The following is an 8,991-nucleotide window of genomic DNA, read 5'->3' on the forward strand; positions in this document are numbered from 1 at the left end:
CACCTCGGCACGCGGAGGCAGGACCCCCTGTCCGAAGGGGTGCGCCAGTTGCTGCTCGATCCGATCCATCCGCTTCGTCAGCCGCAACGTCTCGAAGCTGTGGGGCTGCCGACTCGCCGCTTCTCGGACGTCATCGAGAAGCAGTCCGACGTGCCCGCGCAGAACCGCGTCCGCACCCGCCAGAACATCGCGCGCCGGCCGAGTCGCACCGAAGCGGAGCGCTCGGCGGATCGTCTCACTGATCGTGTCTGCGTCGATGGCGTCCGGTGCCGTCGGCGTGCCGGGGCGTTCGTCGTTCACCGGGCGTCCGTGGGCTTCTTGGCGAGGCCGAGGTGACCGGCGAGGGCCATGTGCAGCGCTTCCGCCTCGCCGCGGGACAGCACCAGATCGATGTCGCCCTGATGCTGGTCCACCCGGTACAGCGCCAGTGGCACGCGGACTTCGCCGGTGTCGCCGGTGCCGGATGTGGACGCCCCTCGGCGGGCCGAGGCATGCAACCCGCTGACAGTCGCCATCGCTCACTCCTACGGTTGTACGCGATCAAGAGGCTGTGACCGTAGGAGGGTTGAGTGCCCCTCAGGGGGACAGGGTGTCCCCCTGAGGCAAGTTGTCCTATGGACCCGTGACTCCCACCTTCTCAGCGAGTCGGGCTGCCTCGTCGCGGAAGGCGCGTGGAGCCTTACGCCACAGGTCGGCCGCGACCTCGCGGGCCGATGGGGTGTACGCAACGGTCTCGTGACTGATCTTGCAGGCGACCCCCATCACATGGAGGGCCGCCGTGCGATCACCACGTTGCAGGTGCCCGCGCGCCACTTCGACCCAGAGCCGGGAGCGCCGTTCAACCGAGGGCATGACATCCGGGTCGATGTTGTCGGCCCTGCTCAGGGCTTGCCCGGACTTGCGGAGGTCGGTGGCCACCGAGACCCCGTGGAAGTCGACGTTCGCCCGTCCGAACACCGTGCTCGGGTGAACGTAGGCCGCCGGCAGTGACTTCGCTACCTGGTCGCCGGCGTGTAGGGGGCGGGCGAACAGATCCCGTAGGGGATGCCGGCACCCCCTGCAGGCCCCAACGCGGCGGGCCCAAAAGGCTGTTCCCGGGTCCGCGGCGGGTGGGTGGCCACCACGCGGGCGGCCGGCGTCCGCGGCGCCTCACCGCCCCGGCCACGGCACCTCCGGCGCCCGGAAGTAGTCGATGCCCTGTGCGTCCCAGCGGGGCCCCTGGGCGGCCAGTCGCTCCCGGTAGGCGTCCCAGTCGTGCGTACGGGCCGGGGACCAGCCCAGTTCGGCGATGCCGGGGAGCCGGGGGAAGGTCATGTACTCGATGTTCGCCGAGGTGGTGAGCGTCTCCGACCACAGGGACCCCTCGACGCCGAGCACCGAGGCGGGCGGTGCGTCCTTCAGGTAGCCGCCGGGGTCCCAGTCGTAGGCGCGCCGGACGTTCACGTAGCCCGCCCAGTTCAGGCCGAGCGGGGTGTCCTTGTCGTACTTCATGTCGAGGTAGGCGCGGTCGGCGGGCGACAGGACGAGCCGGGTGCCCCTGCGGGCCGCGTCGGTGACCTGCTTGCGTTCGGCGGGGCCGGTGGCGTCGTAGCCCCAGTACTCGGCGACGGCGCCCTTGGCGGGGTGTGCCCCGGTCAGCTGGTGCCAGCCGATCACGGTCTTGCCGTACTTGGCGACCACCGGCTGCACCTTGTCCATGAAGGCGACGTAGTCCGCGCGGCTGGTGGCGTGCGCCTCGTCGCCGCCGATGTGGAGGTAGGGGCCGGGGGTGAGCTCCGCGATCTCCCGGATGACGTCGTCGACGAAGTCGTACGTCACCTTCTTGGGCACGCACAGCGAGCTGAAGCCGACGTTGGTGCCGGTGTAGAGCGGCGGTGCCACGCCGTTACAGTTCAGCCGGGCGTAGGAGGCCAGTGCGGCGTTGCTGTGGCCGGGCATGTCGAGTTCCGGGACCACCGTCAGGTAGCGGCTCGCGGCGTAGCGGACGATCTCGCGGTAGTCGTCCTTGGTGTAGTAGCCGCCGCGCCCGCCGCCGACCTGGGTGCTGCCGCCGTAGGACGCCAGCCGCGGCCAGGAGGCGATGGCGATCCGCCAACCCTGGTCGTCGGAGAGGTGCAGATGCAGCGTGTTGATCTTGTAGGCCGCCAGCTGGTCGATATAGCGCTTGACCTGGCCGACGGTGAAGAAGTGCCGCGAGACGTCCAGCATCGCGCCGCGGTAGGCGTAGCGCGGGGTGTCCGCGATCGTGCCGCCGGCGATCCGCCAGGGGCCGGGCTGCGGGGTGTGCTTCTCCACCGCGGCGGGCAGCAGCTGGCGGAGCGTCTGGACGCCGTGGAAGAGGCCGGCGGGGTGGGCCGCGCTGATGGTGACCGCCCGGCCGCCGGACGTCAGCCGGTAGCCCTCGGCGCCGAGCCCGTGGGCGTCCTGGCCGCCGAGCCGGAGGACGATGCCGTCCGGGCCGCCCTCGGAGGTGACCGGCAGCCGGAAGCCGGTGGCGGGCCGCAGAAGTCCGGCCAGATAGCCGGCGATCCGGCGGGCCTCGCCGGAGCCGCCGGGCACCCGGATCCGGGTCCGCTCGCCGAGCGTGTACGCGCCCTGGGCCGGGCGCACGGAGGCGGGAGCGGGGATCACCCGGTCCAGCGGCGCGGCGGCCGGGGCGGCGGCACCGGCCGACGGGACGGCTGCGGTCACCGTCCCGGCCGCCGCGACCAGCAATAACGAGAACAGAAGCCTGTGTCGTCTCATGGACGGTCCCTTCGGCGAGCTTCGTCAGCGGCACGTTTCTGCAAGCGGCACAGCGGCACGGCATGGAGCGACCGAACGGTGACCATGCGTACCGCGCGCCCCGGACCCGGTCAAGGTGTAGACCAGTATCCGCCCGCAATCCCGGCGACCTGCCCGATATCGGGCAGATTTCTTGCGAATCTCCGCGGCGCCCATCAGTATCGACGGGTGCTCGAACGCCGTCCGTCCCACGAGGACCTCATCGACCACCTGGTACGCAGCACGCCGCTCCAGCGCGGCGAGGCGGCCAGGGTGGTGCTGGACGTGCTCGCGTACTTCGACGAGACCACGGAGGGGTTCGTCCGCCGCAGACACCGCGAGCTGCAGTCCCAGGGGCTGCGGAACGAGGCGATCTTCGAGCGGATCTCCCACGAGCTGCCGCACCGCGCCGTGTCCCCTCCGCCCCTGTCGATACGCCAGCTGCGCCGCCTCGTCTACGGCTGAAGCCGGGCCCCGCGGACGGCGGGCACCCGTGAACGATCGACAAGACGCTCAACCAGAAGGGTCACCGTATGTGCGGGATCGTCGGATACATCGGCAAGCGCGACGTCGCTCCGCTGCTCCTTGAGGGCCTCCAGCGCCTGGAGTACCGCGGCTACGACTCGGCCGGCATCGCCATCCACGCCAAGGGCACCGGCAAGGCCGCGGGCGGTCTGAAGACCGCCAAGGCCAAGGGCCGGGTCCGGGAGCTGGAGTCGCGGCTGCCGAAGCGCTTCGCCGGCTCCACCGGCATCGCGCACACCCGCTGGGCCACCCACGGCGCCCCCACCGACGAGAACGCCCACCCGCACCTCGACACCGAGGGCAAGGTCGCGGTGGTCCACAACGGCATCATCGACAACGCCGCCGACCTGCGCGCCCGGCTGACCGCCGAGGGCGTCGTGTTCGCCTCCGAGACCGACACCGAGGTACTGACCCACCTCATCGGCCGCTCCACCGCCCCGACGCTGGAGGAGAAGGTCCGCGAGGCGCTCCGCCACATCGAGGGCACCTACGGCATCGCCGTCCTGCACGCCGACTTCGCCGACCGCATCGTCGTCGCCCGCAACGGCTCGCCGGTCGTCCTGGGCATCGGCGAGCACGAGATGTTCGTCTCCTCCGACGTCGCCGCGCTGGTCTCGCACACCCGCCAGGTCGTCACCCTGGACGACGGCGAGATGGCCACCCTCAAGGCCGACGACTACCGCACGTACACCACCGAGGGCTCGCGCACGACGGCGACGCCGGAGACCGTCGAGTACGCGGCCGAGTCGTACGACCTGGGCGGCCACGACACCTACATGCACAAGGAGATCTCCGAGCAGGCGGAGGCGGTGGACCGGGCGCTGCGCGGCCGGATCGACGACCGCTTCTCCACCGTCCACCTCGGCGGTCTGAACCTGGACGCCCGCGCGGCGCGCGGGGTGCGCCGGGTCAAGATCCTGGGCTGCGGCACCTCTTACCACGCGGGCCAGATCGGCGCCCAGATGATCGAGGAGCTGGCCCGCATCCCCTCGGACGCCGAGCCGGCCTCCGAGTTCCGCTACCGCAACCCGGTCGTGGACCCCGACACCCTCTACGTCGCCGTCTCCCAGTCCGGTGAGACCTACGACGTGCTGGCCGCCGTCCAGGAGCTCAAGCGCAAGGGCGCGCGGGTGCTGGGCCTGGTGAACGTGGTCGGCTCGGCGATCGCCCGGGAGACCGACGGCGGCATCTACGTGCACGCAGGACCCGAGGTCTGCGTGGTCTCCACCAAGTGCTTCACCAACATGGTGGTCTCCTTCGCGCTGCTCGCCCTGCACCTGGGCCGGATCCGCGACCTGTCCGTCGCGGACGGCAAGCGGATCATCGACGGCCTGCGCAGGCTGCCCGGCCAGATCGACGAGATCCTCAAGGGCGAGGAGGAGATCAAGAAGCTGTCGGCGCAGTACGCGGACGCCAAGTCGATGATGTTCGTCGGCCGGGTCCGCGGCTACCCGGTGGCCCGCGAGGCGTCCCTCAAGCTCAAGGAGGTCTCGTACATCCACGCCGAGGCGTACCCGGCCTCGGAGCTCAAGCACGGCCCGCTGGCCCTCATCGAGCCCGCGATGCCGACCGTGGCGATCGTGCCGGACGACGAGCTGCTGGAGAAGAACCGGGCCGCGATGGAGGAGATCAAGGCCCGCAGCGGCCGGATCCTCGCCGTCGCCCACGAGGAGCAGGAGAAGGCCGACCACACCATCGTCGTGCCGAAGAACGAGCCCGAGCTGGACCCGATCCTGATGGGCATCCCGCTCCAACTCCTCGCCTACCACACGGCGTTGGCCCTGGGCCGGGACATCGACAAGCCGCGGAACCTCGCGAAGTCGGTCACCGTGGAGTAGGTCCCGCCTCTTCGTGGATCCCGTCTCTTCCGTCGAACGAGGCCCTTTCCACCGAAGCGACAATTGAGCAACCCCCGCGGCGAGCAACCCCCTCCGCGAGAGCGGGCGGCGGTTCAGCCGCAAAGGCAAGCGGCTTCGCGCGAGCCACCATTCGCGCGAAGCCGCCGCCTCCCCTTTGCCGGCGTCGCCCATTACGCCGGCGGGGTGCCGCCGCCCCGGGATCCGTCACCTCCCGGTCGGCAGCACGCCGTTGTGACCGTTTTCTACCCATCACAAGCGCACAACCAACCTGGGAGAACCAGCCGGACTCCGCATTGCCCACAATCCCCATGACGCCCCCTCAAGTGTGGCGACACCGAGGAGAACCGATCACGCGGCGGTCCCCGTAGGGGAGTTCACGAAAACGCGGCACCGGGCCGCGTCAGGGAATGACCATCACGGGCCGCTGCGCGCGCCGCGCCAGCCGGCCGGCGACGGAGCCGAAGATCCGGCCCACGATGCCGTGCGTGGAGCCCACCACGATGGCGTCGGCCTCGTACTCCCGGCCGACCTCCTCCAGTTCGTGGCAGATGTCGCCGCCGCGCTCGACGAGGATCCAGGGGACCTCGGAGAGATGGTCGGCGCACGCGAGCTCCAGCCCGAGCACTTCGGTGCGGTGGTCCGGCACGTCCACGAAGACCGGCGGCTCGCAGCCCGCCCAGACCGTCGTCGGCAGCCGGTTGGCCACATGGACGATGATCAATCCGGAGCCGAGGCGCCGGGCCATACCGATTGCATACGCCAACGCGCGTTCGCTCGACATGGAGCCGTCGAAGCCCACCACGACGCCGTGCCGGAAGGCGGGATCGCAGGAATGGCGCTTCTGTTCCGCCGCTTCGAGGTCCGCCATCGGATCGGCGACCTGCTTGCGGTCCGCGGGTTCAGGGGTTTCGTGACCGGTCATGGGGGTCTCGGCGAGAACGTCCTCTGGCGGAGGGGCGAACGGGAACGGCGATTGACTTGATCCGGCAGTTGACCGAACGGCTCGGTCAAGGAGCAGGAGTCATAGTTCAAAGGGGAACGATACGACTGGGAATCATCTTTCCAAGCCGATACCCCAAGAGTACGGCGCTACTCCTCCACTGCCCAGGGCACGAACGGGCCACCGGGAGCCCGCACAGGCGGCCCACGGCTCGAACGTTCCCCGGAGCATGCCGGAGCGTGGCGCGGATGGCAATGCCCCGCCCTGCCCCGTACGTACCCCCCGGCGGTGACCCAAGATCGACGGCAGCGTTGTAGTAGCTGCCCGTCCGAGGGGAGCCAGCGGTGCCGGTGCCGTCCCGTAGATCACCCGACCCAGTGAGCGATGTCGCGCGCTGGGGCGCCTTCAGTTGCGCCCTGGTCCCCGTCGTCCTGATCGTGAGCGGCGCCTCGTGGGCCGGCGCGGCGGGCACCGCGGCCGGCCTCGCCGCGATCACCTGCGTCTGCCGCGCGCTGCTGCGGCGATCCGAACGCACCGCGGCCGGAGTCCGTACGGCGGGTGGTGGACGCCGAAGGGACAGAAGAGGACGTAACGGGGCAGGAGCACATGGCGGCGGCCGGCACTCCGAAAGGCGTACGCCGGTCGATTGAGGCGCCCGCAAGTCTGCGCACGACCGTTTTCAGCCAACTTCCAGCCGAGACCGACCCCTTGCCCCCGACCCCCCTCAACCCTGGTGTGAGCAGGGCGGAAAGGACCGCTCGGCATGGTTGTGCCCTACTGCGAACGGGCAGAGCCGAGACGCGTACTTCCCATGCAGGCCCGACGAGTGGAACGCTTCGTGATCGAATGCTTCGCGCCAAGTTGCCATATCGACATACCAGTGGGTGGTGAACTTGGCCATCCATCCTCACGGGACACAGTAGATTCGATCTTGGTAGCTACGGCGGGGGAACTGTGCAGGACCGCGAGGGCGAGACGACCGAGGGGGGCTTAAGTGCCATGAGCCAGGACTCCGCTGCCGTACCAGATGCCGCACGCAAGCTCGCCGCCCGACGACGCCGCGAAATAGTCGCGGTGCTCCTCTTCAGCGGCGGCCCCATTTTCGAGAGCTCCATTCCGCTCTCGGTCTTCGGCATCGACCGCCAAGACGCAGGCGTTCCGAGGTACCGGCTTCTTGTGTGCGCGGGCGAAGATGCGCCTTTGCGCACGACCGGGGGGCTCGAACTGTCAGCCCCCTACGGGCTGGAGGCGATCTCCCGTGCCGGGACGGTCGTCGTACCGGCCTGGCGTTCCATCACCCAGGCCCCACCGCCCGCGGCGCTCGACGCGCTGCGCCGCGCGCATGAAGAGGGGGCCCGGATCGTCGGGCTGTGCACGGGGGCGTTCGTCCTCGCCGCGGCCGGACTGCTCGACGGCCGGCCGGCCACGACCCACTGGATGTACGCGCCGACGCTCGCCAAGCGTTATCCGTCCGTCCATGTGGACCCGCGCGAGCTCTTCGTCGACGACGGCGATGTGCTCACCTCCGCGGGGACGGCCGCCGGGATCGACCTGTGTCTGCACATCGTGCGCACCGACCACGGCGCCGACGCGGCCAACGCGCTGGCCCGACGGCTGGTCGTACCGCCGCGCCGGACCGCCTCGGACATGGGGCACCAGCGCTACCTGGACAGGTCGTTACCTGAGGAGATCGGCGCCGACCCGCTCGCCGAGGTCGTCGCCTGGGCGCTGGAGCACCTTCACGAGCAGTTCGACGTGGAGACGCTGGCGGCCCGCGCGTACATGAGCCGGCGCACCTTCGACCGGCGCTTCCGTTCTCTCACGGGGAGCGCTCCGCTCCAGTGGCTGATCACCCAGCGGGTGCTGCAGGCCCAGCGGCTGCTGGAGACCTCCGACTATTCGGTGGACGAGGTAGGTCGCCGGGCGCTGCGGGTTCCGCTCGCCGGTGGCGCTGCGCGGCCACTTCCGGCGGCAGCTGGGCGCCTCGCCGGCGGCCTACCGCGCGGCCTACCGCGCGCGCCGGCCGCAGAACGGCGCACCCGAGCCCGCTCTGCGGCCGGAGCGCCCGGAGCGGGCCGAGCGGCCGGAGCGCGAGCGGGCCGCGCTGGCGGCCGGGAGCGCGGAGCGGTTCGCCGCCGCCGCGCTGGCCGGGCACGGGCTCACCGCCGAGGCGGCGGACCCGGGCAGGCCGCAGCCCGACGCCTACGTCGCACGGCTGCCGGAGACCCCGGTCGGCCGCGGGGCCGCCCGCCCCGTGCTCCCCGGCCAGCGGGAGCGCCCCGTAGGGTGAGACGTATGAACGATCGCATGGTGTGGATCGACTGCGAGATGACCGGACTCTCGCTGGCGAGTGACGCGCTTATCGAGGTGGCCGCCCTGGTCACCGACTCGGAACTGAACGTGCTGGGTGACGGGGTGGATGTGGTGATCCGCCCCCCGGCCGAGGCGCTGACCACCATGCCGGAGGTGGTGCGGCAGATGCACACCGCCTCCGGGCTGCTGGCCGAGCTGGACGGCGGCACGACGCTGGAAGCGGCCGAGGCACAGGTGCTGGAGTACATCAAGCAGCATGTGCCGGAGCCGGGGAAGGCGCCGCTGTGCGGAAACTCCGTCGGTACCGACCGCGGCTTCCTGCTGCGCGATATGCCGACGCTGGAGAGCTATCTGCACTACCGGATCGTCGATGTCTCGTCCGTGAAGGAACTGGCCCGGCGCTGGTTCCCGCGGGCGTACTTCAACAGTCCGGACAAGAACGGCAATCACCGGGCACTGGCGGACATCCGGGAATCCATCGCGGAACTGCGCTACTACCGGGAGGCCGTCTTCGTGCCGCCGCCGGGTCCCGATTCGGAGACCGCGAGGGCCATCGCGGCCAAGCACCGGCCGCCCGCCGATCCGGAGTCG

8 protein-coding genes and 1 pseudogene are annotated in these 8,991 nt (G+C 70.6%); 4 read left to right on the forward strand and 5 right to left on the reverse strand.

The annotated features are described in order from the left end of the window. The 4 genes from RZ84_RS39705 to RZ84_RS12960 form a co-directional block, all read right to left on the reverse strand. Positions 1-300, reverse strand: a 300-nt coding sequence (locus RZ84_RS39705) for a DUF6415 family natural product biosynthesis protein (RefSeq protein ID WP_198539981.1), incomplete at its 3' end; no start/stop codon positions are given. Then, positions 297-515 (reverse strand): hypothetical protein, encoded by a 219-nt coding sequence (locus RZ84_RS12950; protein WP_043264445.1) that lies wholly within the window; start codon positions 513-515, stop codon positions 297-299. The genes RZ84_RS39705 and RZ84_RS12950, both read right to left, overlap by 4 nt. Positions 516-612: 97 nt before the next feature. Next, entirely contained in the window at positions 613-918 is a 306-nt protein-coding gene (locus tag RZ84_RS12955; RefSeq protein ID WP_241777685.1) for a hypothetical protein, read from the reverse strand. A gap of 231 nt (positions 919-1,149) precedes the next feature. Further along, positions 1,150-2,745 carry a beta-N-acetylhexosaminidase gene (locus RZ84_RS12960; protein ID WP_043264446.1) on the reverse strand — a complete coding sequence of 532 codons (1,596 nt, stop codon included), beginning with the start codon at positions 2,743-2,745 and terminating at the stop codon, positions 1,150-1,152. Positions 2,746-2,952: 207 nt separating this feature from the next. On the opposite strand from RZ84_RS12960, the gene RZ84_RS12965 reads away from it, so the two are divergent. Further along, the gene (locus RZ84_RS12965; protein ID WP_043264447.1) at positions 2,953-3,228 is read left to right on the forward strand and encodes a hypothetical protein; all 276 of its coding nucleotides are present in this window, start codon (positions 2,953-2,955) and stop codon (positions 3,226-3,228) included. A gap of 68 nt (positions 3,229-3,296) precedes the next feature. Beyond that, on the forward strand, positions 3,297-5,126 hold the full coding sequence (gene glmS, locus RZ84_RS12970) for a glutamine--fructose-6-phosphate transaminase (isomerizing) (protein WP_043264448.1): 1,830 nt from the start codon (positions 3,297-3,299) through the stop codon (positions 5,124-5,126). A gap of 421 nt (positions 5,127-5,547) precedes the next feature. Here glmS and RZ84_RS12975 read toward each other — a convergent pair whose 3' ends face one another. Beyond that, positions 5,548-6,069 (reverse strand): universal stress protein, encoded by a 522-nt coding sequence (locus RZ84_RS12975; protein WP_043264449.1) that lies wholly within the window; start codon positions 6,067-6,069, stop codon positions 5,548-5,550. A gap of 1,218 nt (positions 6,070-7,287) precedes the next feature. Here RZ84_RS12975 and RZ84_RS12980 point away from each other — a divergent pair. Continuing rightward, a pseudogene (locus RZ84_RS12980) lies at positions 7,288-8,377 on the forward strand (helix-turn-helix domain-containing protein). Between the two features lie 5 nt (positions 8,378-8,382). Continuing rightward, a partial coding sequence (gene orn, locus RZ84_RS36515; protein ID WP_078894621.1) for an oligoribonuclease occupies positions 8,383-8,991 on the forward strand: 609 nt, incomplete at its 3' end.

The sequence above is a fragment of the Streptomyces sp. CT34 genome (genome assembly GCF_000805335.1).
In the GTDB taxonomy this organism is placed as follows: Bacteria; Actinomycetota; Actinomycetes; order Streptomycetales; family Streptomycetaceae; genus Streptomyces.